The sequence below is a fragment of the Bacillus sp. FSL K6-1284 genome, assembly GCF_038002625.1.
Taxonomy (GTDB): Bacteria; Bacillota; Bacilli; order Bacillales; family Bacillaceae; genus Bacillus; species Bacillus paralicheniformis.
Map to the genome: position 1 here is coordinate 44,556 of NZ_JBBOCW010000002.1, position 21,609 is coordinate 66,164.

General features: G+C 46.4%; 30 protein-coding genes and 1 tRNA gene. 7 read left to right on the plus strand and 24 right to left on the minus strand.

All coding sequences use genetic code 11. From position 1 onward, the window contains the following. Positions 1-15: 15 nt before the first annotated feature. From MHB72_RS22630 to terL, 16 genes are all read right to left on the minus strand, one after another. Positions 16-852, minus strand: coding sequence for a phage tail family protein (locus tag MHB72_RS22630; RefSeq protein WP_340904390.1), 837 nt, complete (start codon positions 850-852; stop codon positions 16-18). Continuing rightward, on the minus strand, positions 849-3,665 hold the full coding sequence (locus tag MHB72_RS22635; protein ID WP_340904393.1) for a phage tail tape measure protein: 2,817 nt from the start codon (positions 3,663-3,665) through the stop codon (positions 849-851). Before MHB72_RS22635 ends, MHB72_RS22630 begins: the two co-directional genes overlap by 4 nt. Before the next feature lie 335 nt (positions 3,666-4,000). Continuing rightward, positions 4,001-4,369, minus strand: coding sequence for a hypothetical protein (locus MHB72_RS22640; RefSeq protein WP_340904395.1), 369 nt, complete (start codon positions 4,367-4,369; stop codon positions 4,001-4,003). Positions 4,370-4,426: 57 nt separating this feature from the next. Beyond that, positions 4,427-4,972, minus strand: coding sequence for a hypothetical protein (locus MHB72_RS22645; protein WP_340904397.1), 546 nt, complete (start codon positions 4,970-4,972; stop codon positions 4,427-4,429). 38 nt (positions 4,973-5,010) lie between these two features. Next, the gene (locus MHB72_RS22650; protein ID WP_340904398.1) at positions 5,011-5,385 is read right to left on the minus strand and encodes a minor capsid protein; all 375 of its coding nucleotides are present in this window, start codon (positions 5,383-5,385) and stop codon (positions 5,011-5,013) included. Positions 5,386-5,388: 3 nt separating this feature from the next. Beyond that, complete coding sequence (locus tag MHB72_RS22655) at positions 5,389-5,799, minus strand: hypothetical protein (RefSeq protein WP_340904400.1); 411 nt, start codon at positions 5,797-5,799, stop codon at positions 5,389-5,391. Continuing rightward, positions 5,796-6,134 (minus strand): hypothetical protein, encoded by a 339-nt coding sequence (locus MHB72_RS22660; protein WP_340904402.1) that lies wholly within the window; start codon positions 6,132-6,134, stop codon positions 5,796-5,798. Before MHB72_RS22660 ends, MHB72_RS22655 begins: the two co-directional genes overlap by 4 nt. Continuing rightward, a complete protein-coding gene (locus tag MHB72_RS22665; protein ID WP_268302666.1) occupies positions 6,135-6,521 on the minus strand; it encodes a hypothetical protein in 387 nt (128 codons plus the stop codon). Positions 6,522-6,535: 14 nt separating this feature from the next. Next, on the minus strand, positions 6,536-6,748 hold the full coding sequence (locus MHB72_RS22670) for a hypothetical protein (RefSeq protein ID WP_268327518.1): 213 nt from the start codon (positions 6,746-6,748) through the stop codon (positions 6,536-6,538). A 54-nt stretch (positions 6,749-6,802) separates the two neighbouring features. After that, on the minus strand, positions 6,803-7,894 hold the full coding sequence (locus MHB72_RS22675; RefSeq protein WP_340904414.1) for an SU10 major capsid protein: 1,092 nt from the start codon (positions 7,892-7,894) through the stop codon (positions 6,803-6,805). Positions 7,895-7,947: 53 nt separating this feature from the next. After that, complete coding sequence (locus MHB72_RS22680) at positions 7,948-8,679, minus strand: phage scaffolding protein (protein WP_340904417.1); 732 nt, start codon at positions 8,677-8,679, stop codon at positions 7,948-7,950. Between the two features lie 114 nt (positions 8,680-8,793). Then, positions 8,794-9,348, minus strand: coding sequence for a hypothetical protein (locus MHB72_RS22685; protein ID WP_340904418.1), 555 nt, complete (start codon positions 9,346-9,348; stop codon positions 8,794-8,796). Continuing rightward, positions 9,345-10,169, minus strand: coding sequence for a phage minor capsid protein (locus MHB72_RS22690; protein ID WP_340904419.1), 825 nt, complete (start codon positions 10,167-10,169; stop codon positions 9,345-9,347). Before MHB72_RS22690 ends, MHB72_RS22685 begins: the two co-directional genes overlap by 4 nt. Continuing rightward, positions 10,169-11,776 (minus strand): phage portal protein, encoded by a 1,608-nt coding sequence (locus MHB72_RS22695; protein ID WP_340904421.1) that lies wholly within the window; start codon positions 11,774-11,776, stop codon positions 10,169-10,171. Before MHB72_RS22695 ends, MHB72_RS22690 begins: the two co-directional genes overlap by 1 nt. Positions 11,777-11,778: 2 nt before the next feature. After that, the gene (locus MHB72_RS22700) at positions 11,779-12,207 is read right to left on the minus strand and encodes a phBC6A51 family helix-turn-helix protein (protein WP_144498678.1); all 429 of its coding nucleotides are present in this window, start codon (positions 12,205-12,207) and stop codon (positions 11,779-11,781) included. A gap of 12 nt (positions 12,208-12,219) precedes the next feature. After that, complete coding sequence (gene terL, locus MHB72_RS22705) at positions 12,220-13,980, minus strand: phage terminase large subunit (protein WP_340904423.1); 1,761 nt, start codon at positions 13,978-13,980, stop codon at positions 12,220-12,222. A gap of 104 nt (positions 13,981-14,084) precedes the next feature. Between terL and MHB72_RS22710 the strand changes: the two genes are divergently transcribed. Next, complete coding sequence (locus tag MHB72_RS22710; protein ID WP_340904426.1) at positions 14,085-14,630, plus strand: tyrosine-type recombinase/integrase; 546 nt, start codon at positions 14,085-14,087, stop codon at positions 14,628-14,630. Here the strand turns inward: MHB72_RS22710 and MHB72_RS22715 are convergent. The 7 genes from MHB72_RS22715 to MHB72_RS22745 all read right to left on the minus strand — a co-directional run bounded on the left by MHB72_RS22715 (position 14,627) and on the right by MHB72_RS22745 (position 17,488). Further along, the gene (locus MHB72_RS22715) at positions 14,627-14,851 is read right to left on the minus strand and encodes a hypothetical protein (RefSeq protein ID WP_340904427.1); all 225 of its coding nucleotides are present in this window, start codon (positions 14,849-14,851) and stop codon (positions 14,627-14,629) included. The two genes, MHB72_RS22710 and MHB72_RS22715, sit on opposite strands and share 4 nt — an antisense overlap. A 278-nt stretch (positions 14,852-15,129) precedes the next feature. Beyond that, a tRNA-Trp gene (locus MHB72_RS22720) sits at positions 15,130-15,201 on the minus strand. A gap of 210 nt (positions 15,202-15,411) precedes the next feature. After that, positions 15,412-15,684, minus strand: coding sequence for a hypothetical protein (locus tag MHB72_RS22725; protein ID WP_340904430.1), 273 nt, complete (start codon positions 15,682-15,684; stop codon positions 15,412-15,414). Between the two features lie 23 nt (positions 15,685-15,707). Then, positions 15,708-15,854: a hypothetical protein gene (locus MHB72_RS22730; protein WP_340904431.1), complete on the minus strand. Its 147-nt coding sequence runs from the start codon at positions 15,852-15,854 to the stop codon at positions 15,708-15,710. Then, complete coding sequence (locus MHB72_RS22735; RefSeq protein WP_340904436.1) at positions 15,851-16,000, minus strand: hypothetical protein; 150 nt, start codon at positions 15,998-16,000, stop codon at positions 15,851-15,853. The genes MHB72_RS22730 and MHB72_RS22735 overlap by 4 nt, the downstream gene beginning before the upstream one ends. A gap of 65 nt (positions 16,001-16,065) precedes the next feature. Further along, positions 16,066-16,191: a hypothetical protein gene (locus tag MHB72_RS22740; protein ID WP_340904439.1), complete on the minus strand. Its 126-nt coding sequence runs from the start codon at positions 16,189-16,191 to the stop codon at positions 16,066-16,068. A gap of 1,078 nt (positions 16,192-17,269) precedes the next feature. After that, on the minus strand, positions 17,270-17,488 hold the full coding sequence (locus MHB72_RS22745; protein WP_048350788.1) for a helix-turn-helix domain-containing protein: 219 nt from the start codon (positions 17,486-17,488) through the stop codon (positions 17,270-17,272). Positions 17,489-17,958: 470 nt separating this feature from the next. On the opposite strand from MHB72_RS22745, the gene MHB72_RS22750 reads away from it, so the two are divergent. From MHB72_RS22750 to MHB72_RS22770, 5 genes are all read left to right on the plus strand, one after another. Next, on the plus strand, positions 17,959-18,159 hold the full coding sequence (locus MHB72_RS22750) for a hypothetical protein (protein ID WP_340904441.1): 201 nt from the start codon (positions 17,959-17,961) through the stop codon (positions 18,157-18,159). Next, positions 18,152-18,484: a hypothetical protein gene (locus tag MHB72_RS22755; protein WP_340904444.1), complete on the plus strand. Its 333-nt coding sequence runs from the start codon at positions 18,152-18,154 to the stop codon at positions 18,482-18,484. Before MHB72_RS22750 ends, MHB72_RS22755 begins: the two co-directional genes overlap by 8 nt. A 113-nt stretch (positions 18,485-18,597) precedes the next feature. Then, complete coding sequence (locus MHB72_RS22760) at positions 18,598-18,750, plus strand: hypothetical protein (RefSeq protein WP_035428434.1); 153 nt, start codon at positions 18,598-18,600, stop codon at positions 18,748-18,750. Positions 18,751-18,839: 89 nt separating this feature from the next. After that, the gene (locus MHB72_RS22765) at positions 18,840-19,649 is read left to right on the plus strand and encodes an ATP-dependent DNA ligase (protein WP_340904446.1); all 810 of its coding nucleotides are present in this window, start codon (positions 18,840-18,842) and stop codon (positions 19,647-19,649) included. Between the two features lie 47 nt (positions 19,650-19,696). After that, complete coding sequence (locus MHB72_RS22770) at positions 19,697-19,870, plus strand: hypothetical protein (RefSeq protein ID WP_116523388.1); 174 nt, start codon at positions 19,697-19,699, stop codon at positions 19,868-19,870. 31 nt (positions 19,871-19,901) lie between these two features. On the opposite strand, the gene MHB72_RS22775 is transcribed toward MHB72_RS22770, so the two are convergent. Beyond that, on the minus strand, positions 19,902-20,216 hold the full coding sequence (locus MHB72_RS22775; protein WP_340904451.1) for a DUF1433 domain-containing protein: 315 nt from the start codon (positions 20,214-20,216) through the stop codon (positions 19,902-19,904). A gap of 58 nt (positions 20,217-20,274) precedes the next feature. Between MHB72_RS22775 and MHB72_RS22780 the strand changes: the two genes are divergently transcribed. Next, positions 20,275-21,609, plus strand: a 1,335-nt coding sequence (locus tag MHB72_RS22780; protein WP_340904452.1) for a lipase, incomplete at its 3' end; no start/stop codon positions are given.

Below are 21,609 nucleotides of genomic sequence, written 5' to 3' on the forward strand. Positions count from 1 at the left end.
CGCCTCCCTTCGTGTCTATAAATAATAAAAACGAAAGTCAAACGAGACTTCCGCTATCTCTTCGCCAGTGACCTGTATGCTGTTCCATCCGGGAGCAAGCGTAATCAGACCATAATTCGTTTTATCGGTCAGTGACGTCGCGCTTCTCACCGTCCGTGTGCCGTTGATGACGATCGGCAGAGTCGTATTCATACTTCCGGTGTACGTCCATTCGTCTTTGGTTGTCGCGTTGTATAAGCTGATAGAGACCTTCGAGATATTCTTTTTCGATTTAATCGTAATCTTTAACGGTTTATTCCTCGGATCAACGGTCGCATCACCTGCGTTATATATTCGAAAGGACTTATCCGTGTGTACGTACCGGTAATCCTCCGCAAATAAACCGTTGCCAAATCCCCATAAATTTACGTCGGTTGTGAAGTTCGAAAGAGACGTTCCGACTGACTCAGCGTAAGGACTGGCGCTGATAAACGAGAGCTGAAATTCTCCGGTTGATCCGAGCTGATCCGCACTCCATTCGCTAGATACCTCGACGAGCCACCGACGCCACGGCTCTGCATCAGCGATCAGATAGTATTCGTCTCTCGACATCAGGACACGGAAAAGCTTATTGACGAGCAAAGAATAGTCATAATCATCGACTGCACTGAACATACATAACGCTGATATGTTTCGAGGCCCCCATGTCTTCCCCATCCGAACATAACCGTCGCCATCATCGAGCGTCTCCGATTCGATGTTCGGGCTGGGCGAAGAAATAGAAAAGCTCCGAACCAAAACGTTAAAGTCCGAAGCCATATCATACACAGTGCCGTCCTTATATACGATTTTAAAATTATGAAGAACCTTCATTCCTTCACCCCCATAATCCGCATCTCACTCTTCAGATCGCCCGTCATTTTCTGGTTAAAAAACGGATAAGTTTCGTCAGCCAACGTTTTACCTCCGATTTGAGAAACGACTCGGATTTCTTTTCGAGAAAGCAATTCTATTGCGGAGGCTAACCGATCCATTTCGGGGATGCTGCCGCTGAGTCCGGCCGTATGGCCTGCGTCAATCATTCGCATCAAATTCGCCTGCTGTGCTTCCGTCAGGATCATTTCGTTCCGCAGTGCCCGTATGTCAACTTCGTGGCTCATCGGAGCATTTTCGAACTTAGACGCAAGGCCTCCGGTATGGAGCTTGTTGATCTGTCCGCGACCGACGATGCCGCCGACATGGTACGGAGTTTCACGTCCACCCTTACCGTGCGTCTTCTTGAATGTCTCTGCACTCTCTTCGATTTCCGATCCGTCCGCGCTGTAAGTGACGTGGATCTTTTTATTGATCCTTCGCGCTAGCTTTGCGTTCATATTTTCGGCTTCATTTGTAATCGCTTGGACCTTCGATTTTGCTGCCTGGAGCTGAGCGATTTCTTTATCTATTGCCTTAACGGCATCACGATACTCCTTCGTTTTTTTATCCGCAGCAGTCGTGTTGTTTTCTAGGTTTGCTTTAGCGTCTTTGAGATTAGCGATTTCTTTCTTGAGTACACTTACGCCCTCACCTTTTTTCGCATTCAAACCGACTTGACGGAGTTCGAGATCGACCATCTTTTGTTTGATGGTATCCAACTTACCAAGCTCTTCGTTGACCTTGTTTAACTCAGTATTCTTAGCGCTGATTTTCCCGTATATTGTATCTAACTGTCCGCGAAGGGTTGCTAATGTTCCTTTTTGGACTCCGAGTACAGTTTCTTGCGATTCAACCTCTTTCTGGTTACCGTCTAATTTAGCTTGAGTAATCTTCTGCTCAGTTGACTCTATGATATCCAACTGCGCTTTAACATCAGCCTCGATTTTCTGCCGTTCTCGCGCGAGATCATTGATTTCTTTTTGGATATCCTTCTGTTTCTCTAAGTTCTTATCATAATTTTTCTCCGCTAGGTTTTTTTGTTTCTCAAGTTCTAACCGGAGTTCTTCGGCTTTCTCCGCGTTCAGCGCTTTAAGCGCATTTGTGTTCTTGGCGACTGCGTTCCCCTGAGAGCTGATTGCTGCCTCTGTATCCGGTGATTTTTTAATCACTTCATCGTTTAGCTTTAAAAAGCGATCGAATTCGTTATTTGTTAACCCGGAATTTTCCTTGAGGTTCGCCTGTTCGTCTTTTAACCTCTTAATAACGTCAGGGTCCGTTTCTGTCTTTAATTGATCATTTATGTCCAGGTACCGCGCAAACTCATCCGCAGTTAATTTCGTCTTGTTTTTAAGTTTATCGAATTCTACTGCTAGACTATCAATCGATTCGATCTCTTTTTGCTTGGTTTCCGCTGCCTCTAAGCTGACCGTATTCATCGCATCGTAACCCTCTACAACGCCGACCAACAAGCCGCCAAGAATCGATAGCCCAGCAATGACCCAACCGGCAGGCCCCATTGATACGAAAAGTCCTTTTAACGCAACTCCAAGTTTAACGGCTGAGGAAGCTACGAGCGCAATTGCCGCCGCAGTTCCGGCCATTTCTAAGCCGGTCGTAATGATCCCCGGATTCAACTTGTTAAGGAAATCGAGTATTTTCGTTCCCTCGTCTACAATTTTTCGGAAAGTAGGCAAAAACTCGTTACCGATCTTGATGCCGAGGCCATCGAGCGCACTTTTGAACTTTTCGAAGGAGCCTTTCAGGTTATCCATTTGCGTTTTAGCTACGCGATCAGCCGTCCCTCCAGCGTTCTTTAATGCGTTAGAATAATCTCGCAGTCCTTTTTCGCCAACACCAAGCAACGTTACAAATCCGGACGCCGCTTCTGTTCCGACGAGCTGTGCCGCTGTTGCCGTCTTCTGTGCGTCTGACATCCCTTCGAGGTTCTTCGAAATGTATCCGATCAATTCCGGCAGCGACTTTAAGTTTCCGTTGGCGTCTTCCAATTCGAGATTGTACTTTTTGACCGCCTTCGCCGTCTGCCCTACCGGATTTGACAAGTGTAATAGCGTCGCTCTCAGCGCCGTACCCGCCATCGATCCTTGAATACCGGCGTCTGACATTTTCGCGACTGCTGCTGCCGTGTCTTCCATCGAATATCCCAATCCGTTCGCAACCGGGGCCACATATTTCATGGCGTCCCCCAATTGTCCGAGATCTGTATTCGCCGTCGTCATCGTCTTAACAAGAACATCGACCGCATGACCGGACTCTTCTGCTTTGATTCCGAAACCTGTCATGATGTTTGATACGATATCGGCTGATCGTCCGAGACTTTCGTTTGATGCCGCTGCTAAGTTTAGGACGGCCGGTAAAGATCCGACTTGATCCTTTACGCTGAAACCCGCCATTGCGAGGTATTGCAGACCTTCCGCTGCTTCAACCGCTGTAAATTTCGTTTCAGCGCCCATCTTAGACGCGATATTCTTTAAATCTTCGAATTCCTGACCGGTCGCGCCACTGATCGCCTTTACATTCGACATGGCCGCTTCGAAGTCTGCCGCAGTCTTGACGGATGCCCCGATGCCGGCGACCACCGCACCACCGACGGCTAGTGACGCCTTTTGTACGAGGCCCATGTCCTTCGATAACGTTTTAGACGACTTACCCATTTCCGACATATCGCTCTTTGCTTGATCGGATTTTTTAGACCAATCGGCCATATCGAGAATCAAACGGGCGCGTATTTCTCCGACTGTAGCTCCGGCCATCTAATTACCTCCTTTCCGAAAAGCTGCTTGCATCATGCGCAATTGTTCGAATTTATCTCTATCGAAGTGATTAGCATTTTCGATTCCTGCTGTTCTCGTAAGCCCGTTCATTAGAGACTTGAAATCCTCGTCCTCACTTGATCGGTTATTCGTAGCGAGAGTAATACGGACTTCTTCAAGGCGTCTAATTGCGTTCTGCTTTGCCTGGGCGTGAATAAGCTTCGGAATATCGACCATGTAATAATCGTTTTCAATCTCGCGCTGAGTGACTCCGAGAATAATAGCCGCATCGATTAAGTAGTCATCGATCGTGTATGAATCGCCTTCTTCTTCGCCTACTTGCCGAGGTTCGGAAGAAGGCTTTTCACGTTTTTTGCCATCGAAGATAACCGGTTCTTCTTAACCGTCAAGGCAAGGTACTCGAACATCTCGTCAGCCCCGACGTTTTCGGAAATGTAATCAGCGTCGACATCGCTTAAAGCAGCGGCAATTCCAACGATCTCATCGAGTCCTACTTCGAGCCCGGTGACCACGTACGAGTAAAAGTCTTCCGGCGGCGCACTAAGAACTTGAACGATAATTCCAGGCAGCTTATCGACGGCCCCGAATAATTGCTTCCACTTCTTCGGTGTGAGCTTCGGAATTTCAACCGGGTACTCACCGAAATAAAGCTGTTCAGGATCTTTTTTGGTGAACAGTTTCATAAAACATCTCCTTTCTCTTAAATAAAAAAGACACCGCGGTTAAGCGATGTCTCTCGGTTATTCTGCTGCGGATTCGTCTCCCATAATGAACAAGTCTCCGTCGTTATCCGTATCCGGATATGCGACAAAGGTCAGATTCGCAATCCGTTCGTTGTCTGAATCGTAAGTGTACTCCGGATCAGCTACTGCGCCTGCTAACGGAATTGTGATATAATCGTTCGGCGTTGTCGAAGGTGCAGTTGGTTTGATAACGAGTTTCTTTGCGGATGCGAGCATGTCGAATCCCGCCTTACCACTAACGACTAGCTTTTTCTTTGTCGAATCGGTACTGTCGGTCACCAACCGACTGTTCGGAATGGCTACCGCAAGTCTATCGAGGTCATGTAGAGCGAAAGGGATCGTGACTTCTGCGGTCCTCCCCTTCATCGTAGACTTAACAATTGTGTCTCCGTATTGATCGACGGTGGTGTCTTGCTTTGATGTTTGGACCTTAAACTGAATTCCGCCCTTAGTGATGTCATAGGTAACCATATCGGCGCCTTCGCCATACTCAACAATTGCTGGGCCGATCGGTACGTTAATACCTCTAATTCCTGCCGCCATGCAATTTCCCCCTTATATTCAAAATAAAAAGCCCCTGATTAGGGGCGTATTACACAATCAAAATTCAAAGAGTATTGAGGACGATTATTGTCGTCGTATCCAATAAACAACGGGACTGAGGTAGTAGCGCGAATAATAACAACTGAATTCTCGCCGATCATTACCTCTTTCAAATTGGTGAGCGCATTAAAAAGCTCGTAAGCTTTATCTTCGCATTCCTGTTCGCCCGCTGCGCCCCCTCTTACAAGTATCTGAAATGATGGCTGCTTTTTCCCGGTCCACTGTGACGTAGGAAAACCGCCGGTCAGCTTTACGGAAATACATTCGTCAGGTGCTTCGCGAGGGAATCTGTTCGGAAAGTAAACGCCAGGAACCCGCGATTTAATGAACGATATTAATTCGAGTATCTTCAACGTTTACCTCAACTCCTCTCTTACGGCCTCTGCGACGTTCCGTATATACTTTTCGGCCTCTCCTTTTAACGGACGCTCAAGGTACTTGTTACCGACCGTATATCCGTCCGTTCCGCCTGCTTGTGCGGATGTAGGACCGAGATTGTAATCGGCCTCATGCGTCCATATTGCGTAGTTAAATCCGTCTTCTACTGCACGGAAGGATACTTCACCGATCAACCGATCTCGCGATAGTTTTACCTTCTTCTGCATCCCTCTACGAAGCGTCGCCTTATCGATAGGTGCGATATTTTGGGCGATACGAGCGAGATCATCAGTATTGTCCTCCAGCGCTCGGACTGCCGCTTGTTCTGCGCCGTGTTCCGTCCGGTTTAGTCGATTAAGGAAATCGCTTGCGTCGAAATCAAAACTCAAACGATCACCTCCGTCAGAATCGGCTTTCCGGATACGTGTCTTCTTACGTTGATCTCTTTCGGCTTTCTCGCAATTGTCTCTCCGAGTTCATTCGTAAATAAGATCGTATCCGAGTACCGAATATCCGCCAGTTTATCGACTAGAATTCTCGCAGTGGCGACGGACTCTTCGCTTTTAATGACGCCAGATGACCGCGACAAACTGATTCGGGAACCCTCGTCGACCCGGCACTTAATTGCGAACGGTTCGATTTTTATGGGATTTCCCCATGAATCAAGCTCTCCTGAACCGTCCCGCTCCACCGTTATTGTCTGCCGCATAGGAACGATAGCCATCTACAACACCGTCCACTGAATACGCCGTCCGCCGAGCTTCACACCGTTCTCTTCTCCGATTAGATCGAGTGTCTTTTTCGGAATTAACGATTCATCATCGACTTTCATCGTATCTTTAAAGTTAAACGACGCCACTCCGGTCAGAGAGAACGACGCAATTCCTTGCTTATTCAGACGGTTCGTATCGTTGTAGGCAATCGCAAGCACGTTCGCGAATTCGTATACTGCGTCGTCCGGTATTTTATAGTCGGGAAATTTACGGACGAGAACGTCATGAGCCACGTTTAAAATCCGCTGCTTCCTGTCGTTTGGAGAATCGTTCCAATCCTCGTTATCGATCGTAATGCTGTTGATATATTCGTCAGCACCTTCAACGCTTAATGCCATATCGCCACCTCCTGTTATTTTGCGGAGGATTTACGCGTTTGTTTCTTCGCTGCCGGTTTAGGCGCGTCTTCCTCCGTTGGTTTATCAATTCTAGTTACGTCTGCGAGTTCGGACAGAATTTTGATTTCGTCCGGTTCTTCTGTTTTAAATACACCGTTTTTGAACGACTTAAATACGTCGCCCACGTAAAACCCGAGTTCGGGATATTTCGATTTGAATTCCGCCATTATTTCACAACACCTCTGTCAAAATAAATAGGCCCGCAATTTGCGGGCCGTTGATTACGCTAATCCTTTGATTCGCGCGTGTGCTTTTTCTTGTAGGAATTGAAGTGTGTATTCACCGACGACTTGACCTTCGTAGTAATCACCCTTCTTGCCAAGGTATTCGTGGAAGAATCCTCGATCTGCAAGAGGTTTGATTTCAGTACGGTTTGCGTCGAAGATGAACAACTCATCTGCGTTTAGGTTGTTGTTCAAAAGAATTTCCGCTTGGCCGAAGTCAGAAACGAAGTGATCCACGACCTGTCCGCGGCCATTGTCGGCGCGAGTCAGGCGGATTTGAGATTTATCGAAGTTTGAGATCGCACGTTTTTGTTTTGCGCCAACCATAATCTTAAACGCACCACCCGTTGTGAACCCGCCTTTTTCGTAGATTTTCTGCATAGCATCGTTAACTTTTTCGTCAGTTAGTGCGGAATTTTGTGCATCGATTACATTAGTTTTGATAAATTGGCGCATACCCTCCATCTGACGAACGATTCCGTCTGGTGATTCGTACTTGATACCGCTGATCGCGGCTTTTTCAAGCTGCAACGCCAGTTCAAGCTGTTTCTTCTGCTTCTCGTACTCGTACAGGTTGTCGATGCCGTAGTTACTTACTGCTGCCGCAGTCCCAGTGATTGAAATTGTTTCGTCGAAGATTTGTGTGATGTTAGATACGCGTTTTCTTGGCTTGTACTTAGCGTCACGTGCGTCAGCACCTTCTCGACCTTCAACGAATTGTACTTGGATAACCGCACCATCTTCGATAGCTTCCGCAGTTGTTCCGGCATATCCCCGTACAACAGTCAATTTAGTTCCATTAACCGCTACAACTTTAAGTAGTTCGTCGCCGATCTTAACAACTTGATCAGAACGGAAAGGTTCTGCGTCTGCTACTTCTACCTCAGTGTCCGCGTTAGTTTTTGCTCCGACGACTCTGGACTCATCTGCAATCATTTCGTCCTCGAACCATTGATGCTCGACTTGAGTAACCGGATTGCTAAATCCTAATAGATTCAACAAAGGCGTTTGGTGTTCATTTAAAAGTAGAATCTCATCTACAACGGATTCCTTCTTACCTACTAATTCACCTGATAAAATTTTTGACATTCGATTTCCCCCTCAATTTTCGCATTAAAAAAAAGCGCCCGTTAAGGCACTGTTTACTTCGATAATTCCCTTTTCAATTTTGCGTAGGCCACTTTGTCTTCAGGCCGGCCACTATGCTTCGCTCTTTCTGCGGCTTCTTTCAATAGTTGTTCCGCTGTCTTTTCGGAAGCCCCTGCGGCATCTCCGTTCGAGCTCTGTCCGATAGGCTTTGGCGCCTTCTTCTTGACCAAGAACGGTTTATTGTCAACGAGCGTTTTAACAATGTCCTCCACCCCGACAACCTTTCCGTCTTCAACCTTTACCGCGGATAGGTCAGCCAACGTAATGGCGTCGTCAATGTAGGCGATGTCATTGCTCGTAGCAACCTTAATAAATTCATTGCGGATTTTCTCGCGTTCATTAGCTTTCTGGAGATCTTCAAGTTGCTGCGCGAGAGTTTTCTCGGCCTCTTCCTTCGCTTTCAAGTCGTTTTGAAGGCGTTCGAGCTCCGTCATTTCACTACGCTTACGCTCCTCTTCGGCGGTTCTCTTTGCGTTATAGTCTTCAACAAGCGATTTAAGTGAATCAACTCCGTCAATGCCTAATTCCTCAAACGTAGACTTAAACGATTTTAAATCGTCGTTAACCTGCTTAAATCTGTCGTAAGGAATTGTTTTTACTTCGTCTTTTGGCGGTTCTGGTGTATCGGTGTTTTTCGGCTCCGCAGCCGGTGGTTCCGCCTGGTCTTTAGTTTCTTCCGCAAAATGCTGTAAATCTAACGACAATAAAGATTTTGATAGTTCCATAACCTTGTTTCCTCCTATTACGTTTTTAACGTCCAACGCGACGAATTTATCGGATAGTTTAATGTCATAACCGAATTTGGACAAAATAAAAGACGCCGTATTCGACGTCCACTGTTATTCCGCTATTATTTTTGCAGCGCGAAGAGCAGCAAGTAGCGCATTAAAATCCGCGACTAATCCTGCGATATCCTCTGCGGTGCTATCCGCTTGTGCAGACGCCTGTTTCGCAGTCAGCTTCGAATTTAGCGTTGTTTGCAAGTTGGTAATTTGCGAAATTGGATGTGTATGAGATGAAGGCGGGAAATTCTCCGGCTTGTTCTGAATTTCCGACCAATCAACGGCTCTATCACCGCCGCCAATACTCGCATAAACGAATTTGCCTTCAGCGTTTTTCGTAACAGGAACGATTGGCACTGCCTTTAATCCGTCGACATCTTCGTCAACAACTTCGGCAGATCCAGCCGGGTCAGTTTCGACTGGATAACTCATCTCGTTATCTAGCGCAGTACCTTCCTCCGGGTCTGTTCCGTATGAGAAACTCCCCTCCGCAGTCTTCTGAACGAACACAACCGGAATTGCCTTTGTACCGTCAAGCGATTCGTCAACAACTTTGCTAATGCCGTGGGAATCATTCGATATCCCAACGCGCATTTTATTATTTACGTTCAAAATAAAGCCCCCTCTGGATTTCTGATCGGTGAATATACGTGTTTACAATTCGGATGAAATATCTCACCAGACGCCTTCAACTGATCGTACGTCGGATAATTACCGGGCGCGTCTTCCGTCAATTTCATGATCCTTCCTTCGTAGAAACGACATGCGTCCTTCGCTCCGTGTGAAGAGATCTTCGCATAATACACGTTTCTACTAAGCGCCTCATTCGTCGTTGCTTCCCGATAGGTCTCCATCATTTTTGTACGCGTCGCCATGTCCGCATAAACTTCCGGCCGCCACCGCCTTCCAGCTGCGTCAATTATTCCGGTTTTCACCGACTGCTGAAGCGTGTTTCGGATATCAGACGCAATAGTACGACGTCCATTTGTACCTCGCGTCATGTGATAACGCATAGAATCGGAGACGGCCTTGCGGACGGCCGCTTTTGTTTTTCGATCCATATTTTGCGTGACCGCTAATAGGTCCGCCTGGGTATCGGCAACCGCAGCCGCAACCATTTCTTTATTGAGACGTGAAAAGGAAGCGATCTGTGCCGCTTTTTCTACCGTTTCAGCAACACCAAGAGAAACGATCGTGTTTATTACGCCGTCTCTAGCCGCTTTCGGTATATTCTTTTCGACCCACGCTTTCGACTTATCGTCCAATTCCGAAAGGATTTCCGAAATTGAAGCCAGTGTCGCGTTGGCGTTTGCCCGGCGGAAATTGTCGATATCAACTCGATCCAATTCAGCCAGAATGTCCTGGACGGCATCTTTGTAGTACGTCGCAAGCTGATCGGTTTGATAATTGTATTTAGGCTCCGGAATCCGCATTAACCGTCATCCTCTTCGACAATCTCTTCTTTTACTTCGGTCTCGTTAAATACCGAACCATCAACAAAGCCACTGACGCTTTTTTCATCTTCTTCAATTCTACGTATAGTCTCTTCAGCTTTATCGTCATCTACTTCGTCAAGCTCTTTAATAGCAGATCGGACGTCCAGCGTTGGTTTGCCGCCGGTTCGGATACTCGCAATCTCTGCCGCTTCTTTCTCGTTACGCGGAATCCCGTCGTTCCAGATCGCTTTAGGATATACCGGATCGGAAACGGACAAATCTCCGAATTCTTTTTCGAAGAGCATGCACGTCCAAAGCGAATCCCGAATCGCCTTATCATAGTGCGCCCGGATGCGTTTCACTTTCGAGAGGATCGGCATAAAGCGTGCTCTAATTGCTACTCCGTCCGTATGCGACGTCCCAGTGCCGCCCGAATTGTCTCCGGACACCGTCGTTCCGAAAAGCCATTGCGGTGTCTCTGCCATTTGAAAGACGTTACTGAAAAGGACATCTAATTCTTTAAAAGCCGCATCTAGTTGCGCTTGCCACACCATATATCCCGGCGTCGGATCGTCTTTGTTAACAGGAATGTACTTTCCGCCAAACTGTACCGCTCCATTGGTCGTTTCGAGGTCTGGACCATATGCAGTAGGATCGCTGTGCTTCCAAAGAATATAATCGATCTGAACAAGGCGGTCATTGATCGCAGCTAACACAGTTTCTAGCTTTTCGATGAGCCCAATTCCGAAGAACGAGTCATCTACCGATTTATACGGAATGTGGAAAACCGGAATGTGCGGCAGATTCGTTATTTCTATGTCTTCATCGCGACCTGTCGGAACTTGTTCTCCGATGGAAAACAATTGAATAGGTGTTCCTGTCGAAGTATCAACGCCGTTACCATGTAAGCGATGTCGCGAATACATAATATAACCCGGTATGTGACGCTCAACATTCAGAAATGGGATCTCTGTTTTCTCGGTTTCAACCCACTCGACTTGTGCAATATTGATCGCCTTCGTCTGCTTAACATTACCGGCGGACGTCTCCGGAAAAACCCAGCTTGCGTTAACATGCTCAATAATCGGCTCCATCTCGACACCTTCTGGCGCATCTCCCTCGATGAGTCCCATCTTTTTAAGCTCCGAATAATCCTGACGGTAGCCATAGCGCACTTTAAACCACGCGTCGCCGCGATATCCGTTTGCCGTAGCGCTTTCGTGAATCAATTGGTTGACGTCGTTTTCCTCAACGTATCTGTTTAGCGCTCTCTGCTCTTCGCTGTCATCGGCTTTTCCGCTCTCAAAACGGACCGGCTCTCCGACAAGTAGATCCGCAGGCTTGGTAACGAGGATATCCGCCAGGTTGATCGCGATATAGAGTTTTTCGAGCTGCGACGAGAATGGCGAATCTTTTAAAATAGCCGTTGCCCTTTCGTATACGTCTCGCTGCTTTCCGTCAAACCATTTTTTCGCCCGCTTATATTTCGCGAGCCTCTCGATCGAATCTTGCGGCGGAAATTGAGCGCCCTTACGGATAATTCCGTAGGTTTTTACGTATGTGAATTCGTCTGCATCGTCGTGTTTACGGTTAAATAAATTCATAGCTACTCGTTCCCATCGTTAAGCAATTCGTCAATATCTTCGATTTCTTTCGCGATATCTTCGTTGCTGGCCGTCCCGCTTTCGTTTTCCGTTGCCGTGACCTGACGATCAGTAAGCAAGCCATAACGTTTGAGGAACAAGTCAATCGCTTTTACTGACGGTTGAGAGCTTCGGATGAGCTTCATTAGCTGTGCATACACTTCGGATCGGTGACCGGAAAGCATATCGTCCGCGAGTAGATTCATATATTCGATGAATGCTTTATTCTGCGTCCGCCATCGATAGACTGTGACGCGATCTGCTCCGATATCTTTGGCGAGCTCCTCCTGCGTCTTCCTTGCTTCGGCCATCAACTCGTTTTCCACAAGCAAAAGCGCGGCCTTTCGTTGTTGTAACGTTAATTTCGATTCAAGTTCTTTTAAACGCGACATGTTATCGCCTCCTTATAGAAATTGCGGTTTATTTAGTAAAACGGATTTCGAGCGCTTAGAAATAGAAACAGCCATCTCTAACGCATCCGGTAAGTCGTCATGCCAGCGAGATCCGTACCTTTCGAACTGCTCCAGCAAAAGCGTATGATTGCGATTGAAAACAAGAGTCCCGTTTTCGATAAGCTGCAAAAGCGCTTCAATTCGGAGCTCCTTACGGGATCTCTGTTGGATTTTTGTAACGCGAGAATGTGCCGGATATCCTTCCAGCTGTAACTCGCGTTTTAACGTATCGATAAAAAACTCTTGGGCCATTTGCGACTCGGCAGCAATTCTTGACGGTTGATAAATTTTCACTTTGTTGAGGATAACGCGCAAAAACACGTCAGGATGAACCCGGTCTCCCCACGCGTCAACAACGTATATTTTCCCAGTCGATTTGTGTTTTGCGACGGTAACTACTGCCGAGTAATCCCCCCGCTCTTTACCCATTGCAAAATCGACTCCCATGTAGAGGTCGTATTTTTTAGGTGTAAACTCGATATTTTCGTAATAACAAAAAGTCTCAGGCTTGAATAGCTGAGACTCTTCATCGATTGGGTTATTCATAAATTCTGTGTTGAATGCTTTGGTGCCGTAGTTTACTTTCTCAAGCATTAATTGAGTGATAGGAAAACGAGAAGGCCAGAGAACCTCAACACCCTTCTCCATATCCTCGCGATTTTCTTCGAAATATTCCAAGGCTGCTCTCGCGTTTGGCGTAGGCTTCTCTTCATCTGCCGTTTCCATTTCAGCGAGTTCTTCTTCAGTCGGATCATACTCTCTGTAGATTCGCTCAAACTCAGCCCACAGATCCATCCGTTCAGGCATCGATACAATTGCGGGGAATTTGTTCTTAATGAAGTCACGACGCTCGTTTAATACGTAATTCAGTAAAGAGTCGTGATGAACTAACGTCCCCATAAAAATTACCGCAGTTTGAGTCGGATCGTAGGCCGGCATTAAATCTTGGTTTAGCCAATCCTTCGCTTTTTGTCGAAGCTCGGCTGTGTTATTTGAATCACGCGACTCCAAGTCATCCAGTATAATCAAATCCGGTCGCTGCGATCCATTACGGAACCCCCGGATTTGTGTTCCGAGAGATGTCGCCTCCATCTTAATCCCCGTTGTGGTTAAGAACGCCTCTTCGCTATCCTTTTCATTTCTCGTTTTTTGTTCATGAAGAAGTACGCCGAAATCATCCCGCAATTTAAGATTATATTTTAGTTGGTTCGCAACCCATTTTATAAATTTTTTCGAGCCCGCGTTTGTCTCCGATATTATCAGAATCATTTTTCGTTTCCGGAAAACTATTTCGTGCACCGGAAAAGCATTCGATAAGTATGCGCTTTTTGCGTGTCCACGACTCGCAGCCCAGGCGATACGTGCTGTACGGTTCTTATTGGAAACGGAGTCTAATATCCGCGACAGCTTGACGTGGAAATCAGGCGCCTGGTTCATATCAACCTCTGCGGTAGGGACGAGATTGTCTGGATTTCCTGGGTTACGTGCTTCGGAAAAATATTCGTAGAAAAAATAGAGCATATCGTCTTCTGACCGGTGTATTCGCTTCAGCTTCGTCAATTCCGCTTTATCTTTCCGAAAGGTGTCAATGTGGTATTCCGTAGCTTTCCCAGCCTTAATGAGCGCCACCAATTTACGGACACGCTCGGTCAATAAATCGATCCGTTCCTGTCTTTCTTCGCGGTCAAGCCATTTTCCGTCAACGTATGCCAAACTGGTGGCCTCCTTTCGTTTTAATTTCGTGTTGACTTTCGTTATCTTTTTCGTTAATATGAATGTAACAAAAATATTTATAAGTTACATAGAGGTGAATCGACATGGCGAACGAAGTTTTTCCGATAAAGTCAAAACGCGATTATAACAAGTTCATAAAGGCGCTCAAGCCGGGCCGTGATCAGTGGCTGGCGCAATTAGGCACGGCATTCGGCCTGCGGATCAGCGACTTGCGGCTTCTTAAAATCGGACAGCTTCGCGGCCAGAATTCGATTACCTTATGGGAGAAGAAACGCAAGAAAAAGCGTGTGATTACGTTCAGCTCTTCCGTTCTCAAAATCGTTTCCCAACTCGAAGGTGACGACGATGATTACGTATTTGCCAGCCGCAAAGGCGGCGAGCCGATCAGCCGCGTCCAGGCTTACCGCATTCTAAGCGACGCAGCCAAACGAGCCGGCATTTACGATAAGATCGGCGGTATCGGTACGCATACGCTACGCAAGACGTTTGGATACCGGCTTTATCAGTCCGGCGTGCCGCTTTCGCGAATCATGGTGATTCTCAACCATTCGAGCGAGCGCGATACGGCCAAGTACATCGGGATCACTGCGGAAGAGATATCGGAAGCTTACGAAAGCATCGAGGTTTAAGACTTCGGTGCTTTTTTGAATACTTCTCGCAATACTCTAGCGGCCTCCCAACCGTCAGCTAACGGTTTCTCACCGAGCCGTTCAGCTAGGTCCTGAAACTCCGCAAGCGCCTTAGTCGCCGCCTTCGCTTCGCGTTGAACCGCCTTGAGTCCGGTTATCGCGTCGGACACATCCAAGTCGATTTTAATTTTGCCGATTGATTCGCGCTTTGATTCCGCCATTCACATCGTCTCCTTTTTCGTTTATTGAAAGATAAACTTAATCACCCGAAATGTTAGACGCAGCTTATCCTTGAAAGACGTTTTCACCAAACCGTAATCTGGGAAATCCTCCAACATCACATGAGGACTGCTCGCGTTATTTTCGAGATGGATTGCATGCTTGTTCTTCGTAAGAATGAAGCACCCTTTTCCGTTAATTTTCATAGTGTCCGGGTCTCTAATATCTATCAGCACTCGATCCCTCCTTTTTCCGTGAGCATCTGCAAGACCCTTTTGTACAGGGGCGACAGGGATTGAACCTGCCCACGCGGTTTTGGAGACCGCATCGCCACCGAGGAACATGCACCCCTAGGATCGCCTGCGCACAGGAAGGCTCGGAAGCACATTCCGGAAAGGCCCGTAGGCAACGCAAGCACAAAAAGAGCGACCCTTATTCGGATCACCCTCGTTCTGATTGCGTATAAAAATACACGAAATTAGCGCTTCTAACCGTTTCCCTACCGAATACTCTCGGAGAAGGCTAAAACGTCTAATTCCGTGTGATTTGCGCGTGTAAATCGTTATGTCCTTCGGTATTCCTCTTTAAGCGCGTCAACCTTCGCTTTGATCTGCCGCTGAATCTCGTCCGCTTCTTTCACGGAATCATCCGTTTGACGTAGCTGATTTACCTTGCGGATTAATTTCCTCGTTTCACGGTCCGTTATAAGTACCGTATAGTGTTTCGAACAGTGCGGGCATTCGAAATACGTTTCTTCTACACCGGAATTATTCAGCGGATGTTCCTTCGGCTGAACATCGAAATCTTTTAGACACTCGTCGCATTGTACCGCCACGATTCCGCCTCCTTTGCGTTAATTTATTCGTCAATCCACTTGCCTACCGCAATTAAAACGGAGTCAATCTTTGCTGTCGCTAATAAAAACGATTTCCTTAACGGATGTATGTCGTCTGCTAACGCTGAGGCGGTGCCGTTTGAATTCCGAATTTCTTCTTCGTAGTTCATTCGCGATCATCCCGGGATATATGTTCGACGAACTTAACAATCGGATGCTGGCTCCGAAAACTTAAACTCATTTCAAGACCGTCGTCGTCCGTTCCAACCGCTATCGCTTCACCATGTTCGAGTAGTTCTGCGACCAACTTCCGCAATAGATCCTTGTCACCTTCCGATAGTGCATGAATTGGAATGAACATCGTAATCACCTCCGTTTGAGTTAGCTATGATTATCGGGAATATCACCGATTCTGATTGGCGTTGTCTCGACGTTCAACTTTTCGACAACCTCTTCGCAAGCATTACGCAGTTCAAGTGTCACTCCGCCTTTAGTTTCGAATTTCATTACGTCATCTCCTCCGTTTAAGTTACGCCCCGAGTTCGAAAAATTGTGCGCAAGTTCTGAACAGCAGTCGCCCGGGGTTGTTCGGGGCGGCCTGGGGGGGGAGGGCCATCGCAAAAAAAATTCCGTTGAATAAAACATTCATCGTTTTGCATATCGAATGTAACACAAACACTTTTTGTTACATTGAACAATCGAACGAAACGTTGACATGACTATGTCTATCGTATGTTCTTCTTCGCAATCAATCGAACTTATATTATGCATTCGAGAAACAGCGTCAGATCAACGATGCTACAAGTATGCGGTGCGGGCCGGTATGTATAAGATACTGCATATCGGTAGTAGGTCGGCGGTATTGGTCGGATGACCCCGTGAGTTTCGGAAGGGCTTATCCTCCGGCACGGTCTCGCTGATGTTCGGGTAACAAGACGTTGTCCCTCTCGCCTGTACCTCACCGTTTCCCTTCCTATATGTATAGCGCTGCCCATGCCGTATGCAACAGGCGGTGCGTATATGCGGCGTACCTACCGCCACCCTGCCGTAATTACCTGGTACCTCTTATCGTATAGCACAACGGTATGAAACGTATGTTACATCCTTCTACTACGTATAGACAACTACGGATATGAAAGTTGATATATTATCGTTATATTAACGCTATCCTTTCGTATGTTTAAAACCTAGCGTCCACTCCGTCGCTAACGCTCCTCCGTGTCCGCGGATATTATTAAGACCTTATCGCGATACAATTATTTATACAATATACATGATTGCGTTTCTGCGGGACGGAGTGAAACGTAGTTCCCGCTAGTCTTCGGATTCAGAAGACTAAGAAGTGATTGCGGACTAAAAAACGCTGTATCCCTTTCGGCTGTAAGCGCGAACCCCATTTTCGCATGTACGAATAAAGTCGTGTTTTTGGCCGATTTGTACGAATCACGTCGTGTTCATTATCAATTACGTTATTCTAATTGAGAATATACCGGTAATCATCCGACATCTCACCGCTATATTGTCCGCATTATTATTCATATAAACGTATAAATATACGGTGATAGCCCGAAGAAATAGACGCCAATCATTCGTCAGCGTCTTCGATCTTCACCTCGAATAGCTCCTCGACATTCACTCCGAGTGTTCTCGCAAGGGCAAATACGTGCCAATCGAGATGCCTTTCGTTTTTATCGAACCGGCTAATGCTGCCTTGCGGAACTCCTGACGCTTCAGACAACGGAATCTGCTTCCACCCTTTCGCGTTCATTACTTCCGACAGTCGCGGTCTTACCGTTATTTTCATCCGTACTCACCTCGTTTTGATAACCCGATTATACGATAACGAATAAATTTTCGCAAATACGATTGACATACGTTATGCGATATCGTATAATTAAGGTAACGAAAGGAGGTGAACGTAATTGATTGACGCCGTAATGAAGCTTTCGGCAATCATCGCAACTTGGCTCGGAATTCTAAAAATCGTCTTAGAAATCCGGAAGATGCGAAAGGAATCCGAAAGTAAAGAGCGACGGCCTCCGACCAAGAAGCACCGTCGCCGAACATAAGCTACGAGGGGCATTGCGCCCCTTGTCAATCAATTATAACACGAATGAAACGAATTGGTACCACGGAAATTTTGTTAATCGTCGTCTTGCTCGCCTGGATTGCGGATATGAACTTCGGCCGGCTATCCGCCTTGGACTGCGTCGGTCTAGGCTCGGCTGTCGTTTTTATCGCGCTTCTATTCTTTAGATCGAGGAGGAATCGGTAATGACGCTTTATATAAAACGCTTGTGGTCCGACACACCACCGTTAGCACAGCATCAAATCAAAGCCCTCCTCGAACTTTATCGATATCCTTTCGTATCGTTTGAGGACAACGGTCGAGCGTACCGTATCGGCTTTGAAACGGCTTTAAGTTGCATGGGATACTCAATCGCAAACAAATACGGAGGTAATGACGATGAATAAAACGAAACTCTTAACGGCCATCCTCGGCCTATCAATCGCAGGCAACGCGGCTCTCGGCCTTTACGCCGCCAAACTAAACGAAGATGTCGATATTGCTTATCGCCTGGCTGACGACATGGCCGCCGAAGCTAAGGACGCTCAAGAAACGATCCAGCGCGAATACATTGTCGAAGGGAAAGATTACGCGGTATCAGCGGATGATGGCGGATTCTCTTTCGATCCGCAAGCCACAGACGCAAAGCCAGGCGATCGGATTAGCGTGACTTTTACGAAGGATCAATACGAAGATGGCAGCGGATTTAAGACGATTAAGGTTATCGATTAACACACGAAATCAGGCGTTAAGCGGCCGCCAATACCTAAGATACCCGCAATACATTCCGGCGGCTCCTACGCTTTAATTTCGTGGGAAAATCGTTCGAAAGGAGACGATGAACAATGTCGATCAATAAAACGCGCGGCTTTCTTTACGGACTATCTCGCTTGCTTGGCGATGTGAACGCGGTCAAGAAAGGAACCGTGGGAAAACGGATCGTTCGAAGGGCAGCCGGTAAGCAGGCCGGAAAAGCCCTGCGCAAACTATTTAAATGACGGAATTATTTACCGCAACCGAATCGCTTTGTCTCGGCGGACTCTTACTATACTATTATAGTAACTACGCTGAAACGAGGTGATTCTTTTTGTTTATTTCGCCCATGCTACTTGAGTCCGCAAAGGAGCCGTTTAACTCGGACGACTATATCACGGAAACCAAGTTCGACGGCATCCGTCTGATCGCGTCTAGGAATAACGGTTTAATCCGCCTCTACACACGCCACAACAACGAAGTCACCTCTAAATTTCCGGAATTATTAACGCTCGACATACCGGAAGGCACCGTGCTAGACGGCGAGCTTATCGTGCCCGGACCGACTGGCGCCGGAGATTTCGAGGCCGTCATGGAACGGTTCCAGTCGCGAAAAAATTTTCACCCGATAGTATTTTGCGTTTTTGATGTCCTGCGGATAGAAGGCGTTTCAGTTACGTCTAAGCCGCTAACTGAACGAAAAGAATTGCTGGCCGGTCTAAAAATCGATCATCCTAACGTTAAAGTAGTCGAAGGTGTTCGCGGCCATGCTGCGGATTATTTTGAATTAGTCTGCAAAAATAAGATCGAGGGCATCGTTATGAAGCGGGCAGACGCTCCATATGCAGAAAATAAGCGATCCGATCGCTGGCTGAAGATCGTGAACTACGAATATACTGACGTTTTGATTACGGGACTGCGTAAGGAAGATAATGCGCTGTTGCTTTCATACATGGACGGCCAGTATGCCGGCGTGATGGAATTTATGCCGTATAGTGAGCGGCGGAAGCTACATGCAGATAGAGTAATCGTAGAGGAAACGGAGAGGTATGCCTATATCGAGCCGATTGGGTGCCGCGTAAAGCACCGGTTCAAGACGAAAAACGGCTTGCTGCGGATTCCTTCGTTCTATGAATGGCGTTGAATGTGTCGGTCATTTATCGTATTCTAATATTCGGAGGTTGAGGACGAATGGATTACGAAACAAAAGGATACGATACGACGATTATCTACGACTACAAGGAATATCCGGATGTTCATTATGGCCGCTGCGACAACTGTGATTATACGCTGTTTAAAAGCTCGGTGAAGGACGGAATTTTCCTTCGGGAGTGCCGTCGATGCGGGATGAAGAAGAGTATATAAATACGAAAAAGGCCCGACTCACATGAGCGGGCTATTTTTCTTCTGCATCTACAGACGAGCTTCCTATTTTATCACTCGCCGGATCATATAAACCGTCGAACTCTTTAGACTTATCACCATTTAAATACCCTTCAACAGTGATAGCTCCGGTTGGATCAATAAAGTAATCATCATAATAAGTAATCTTTTCTATACCTTTGTACTCATTATGTAGATATTCAGTCATCTTAGTTTTTGCCTTCTCAAAAAGTGCAGACTCTTCTTTTTTGACATCATATTGGTGCTTCATAAACAACCCTCCACCTGCTATAATTAACAATAGTAGGATAATAATGTATTTTTTCAAATGAAATTCATTCCTTTCCTATTATTATTTTACCATTACACGGAAGGTGTTGTGTATCGTGAGTAACAAAATAAAAAAGTCAAATCTTACTGATGAGACTTATTATCGTATAAGCCAACGTTCTTACAACTACGATTATCTCAGAAAAAAATTAAAAAACAAAGAGTACATACGGATTAATTCATCTGTTTCCGGAGCCACCTACTGGTATGTTGATAAAATTAAAACAGACGAAGACACCGGGTTAGATGCGGCCGTTCTATCCCAGGCCGAAAATAAAAACGGCAAGTGGGTGAAATCCGACCACCCCAAAAACGTCGTTGTAGCTTTTGCGGGAACTGATCCGGGGAAGGATCCGTTAAGTGACGTAGAACAAGCAGACGTTAACCATATCGTCTTAGGAAACGATCCGAAAGATAAAACACAATATGTCGTCAAGAAAGATGCGAAAGATACGTCTAAGACGTTCGGGAGATATATTGGTTCGATGGAACAAACTGCCATACTTGAGTCCGGAGATTATAAATTAATTACAAAAACATCGCAAATCGATCAAGCCGATCAACTTGTGCGGGAAGTTAAACAAAAGTATAAAGGCACTTCGACGGTCATTTCAACAACAGGACATTCTCTCGGCGGCGCAGAGGCTGAATATAGCGCGGTCAACAATGATATCTATGCCGTTGCGTTTAACAGCCCTTCAATCGTTCACCTGCATTCAGATGAAAAACAGAAGGAAATTAATAACGGAGATTATAACTCTTACGTAAAATCGATTATTAATCCGGATGATATGGTTGGTGCAGGTTGGTGGGACGAATTTGACCGCCACAACGGGACTACCATATACACAAAAGACCCTTCTATTGCAACAGCTAATCGCGAAGAAAGACTTGACGGCAATAAACTCCAACAGGTCGGGAGAAACCTTCTTTATTTCGCTAATACGCTAATCTTTCAAAATCCGGATACACATGGGATAAATAAGTCGAATTTCACCTTCGACGAAAACGGCAACGTTCAAAATATAGAGGGCGATGAGCTCGTTTATGACAAAAATTTAAAAGCGATGTTGCCGGCCGAGGTTGCCTCCGGAAGTGGCGCAATTAAAGTAACGCCCGAAGTCGCCAAACAGCTCGCGCAAAAAGTAAATGCGATGATCAACGATCTGCGGACGATGAAACGCGAAGCCGAAAACGCTTATCAGGAACACGACGCCGAAATCAACGACCTGAAACACGATACCTACCGTCAAGTCGGCCACGGTTTATACGACAAGCTGACACTCGAAGATGTAAACAATACGCTGAAAAACCTGGCGCAGTCGTTTGACAAAAAAGGCAATCCGCTCTTTTACGATGTTCATGCCGAAAAAGCGTACATCGCCTCATTA

Coding starts and splice junctions, on each gene's coding strand:
- MHB72_RS22630 (WP_340904390.1), bottom strand. CDS start 852: ATGAAGGTTCTTCATAATTTTAAAATCGTATATAAGGACGGCACTGTG.
- MHB72_RS22635 (WP_340904393.1), bottom strand. CDS start 3,665: ATGGCCGGAGCTACAGTCGGAGAAATACGCGCCCGTTTGATTCTCGAT.
- MHB72_RS22640 (WP_340904395.1), bottom strand. CDS start 4,369: ATGAAACTGTTCACCAAAAAAGATCCTGAACAGCTTTATTTCGGTGAG.
- MHB72_RS22645 (WP_340904397.1), bottom strand. CDS start 4,972: ATGGCGGCAGGAATTAGAGGTATTAACGTACCGATCGGCCCAGCAATT.
- MHB72_RS22660 (WP_340904402.1), bottom strand. CDS start 6,134: ATGGCTATCGTTCCTATGCGGCAGACAATAACGGTGGAGCGGGACGGT.
- MHB72_RS22665 (WP_268302666.1), bottom strand. CDS start 6,521: ATGGCATTAAGCGTTGAAGGTGCTGACGAATATATCAACAGCATTACG.
- MHB72_RS22670 (WP_268327518.1), bottom strand. CDS start 6,748: ATGGCGGAATTCAAATCGAAATATCCCGAACTCGGGTTTTACGTGGGC.
- MHB72_RS22675 (WP_340904414.1), bottom strand. CDS start 7,894: ATGTCAAAAATTTTATCAGGTGAATTAGTAGGTAAGAAGGAATCCGTT.
- MHB72_RS22680 (WP_340904417.1), bottom strand. CDS start 8,679: ATGGAACTATCAAAATCTTTATTGTCGTTAGATTTACAGCATTTTGCG.
- MHB72_RS22690 (WP_340904419.1), bottom strand. CDS start 10,169: ATGCGGATTCCGGAGCCTAAATACAATTATCAAACCGATCAGCTTGCG.
- MHB72_RS22695 (WP_340904421.1), bottom strand. CDS start 11,776: ATGAATTTATTTAACCGTAAACACGACGATGCAGACGAATTCACATAC.
- MHB72_RS22700 (WP_144498678.1), bottom strand. CDS start 12,207: ATGTCGCGTTTAAAAGAACTTGAATCGAAATTAACGTTACAACAACGA.
- MHB72_RS22710 (WP_340904426.1), top strand. CDS start 14,085: ATGGCGAACGAAGTTTTTCCGATAAAGTCAAAACGCGATTATAACAAG.
- MHB72_RS22715 (WP_340904427.1), bottom strand. CDS start 14,851: ATGGCGGAATCAAAGCGCGAATCAATCGGCAAAATTAAAATCGACTTG.
- MHB72_RS22730 (WP_340904431.1), bottom strand. CDS start 15,854: ATGAACTACGAAGAAGAAATTCGGAATTCAAACGGCACCGCCTCAGCG.
- MHB72_RS22740 (WP_340904439.1), bottom strand. CDS start 16,191: ATGAAATTCGAAACTAAAGGCGGAGTGACACTTGAACTGCGTAATGCT.
- MHB72_RS22745 (WP_048350788.1), bottom strand. CDS start 17,488: ATGAAAATAACGGTAAGACCGCGACTGTCGGAAGTAATGAACGCGAAA.
- MHB72_RS22750 (WP_340904441.1), top strand. CDS start 17,959: ATGACGCTTTATATAAAACGCTTGTGGTCCGACACACCACCGTTAGCA.
- MHB72_RS22755 (WP_340904444.1), top strand. CDS start 18,152: ATGAATAAAACGAAACTCTTAACGGCCATCCTCGGCCTATCAATCGCA.
- MHB72_RS22760 (WP_035428434.1), top strand. CDS start 18,598: ATGTCGATCAATAAAACGCGCGGCTTTCTTTACGGACTATCTCGCTTG.
- MHB72_RS22770 (WP_116523388.1), top strand. CDS start 19,697: ATGGATTACGAAACAAAAGGATACGATACGACGATTATCTACGACTAC.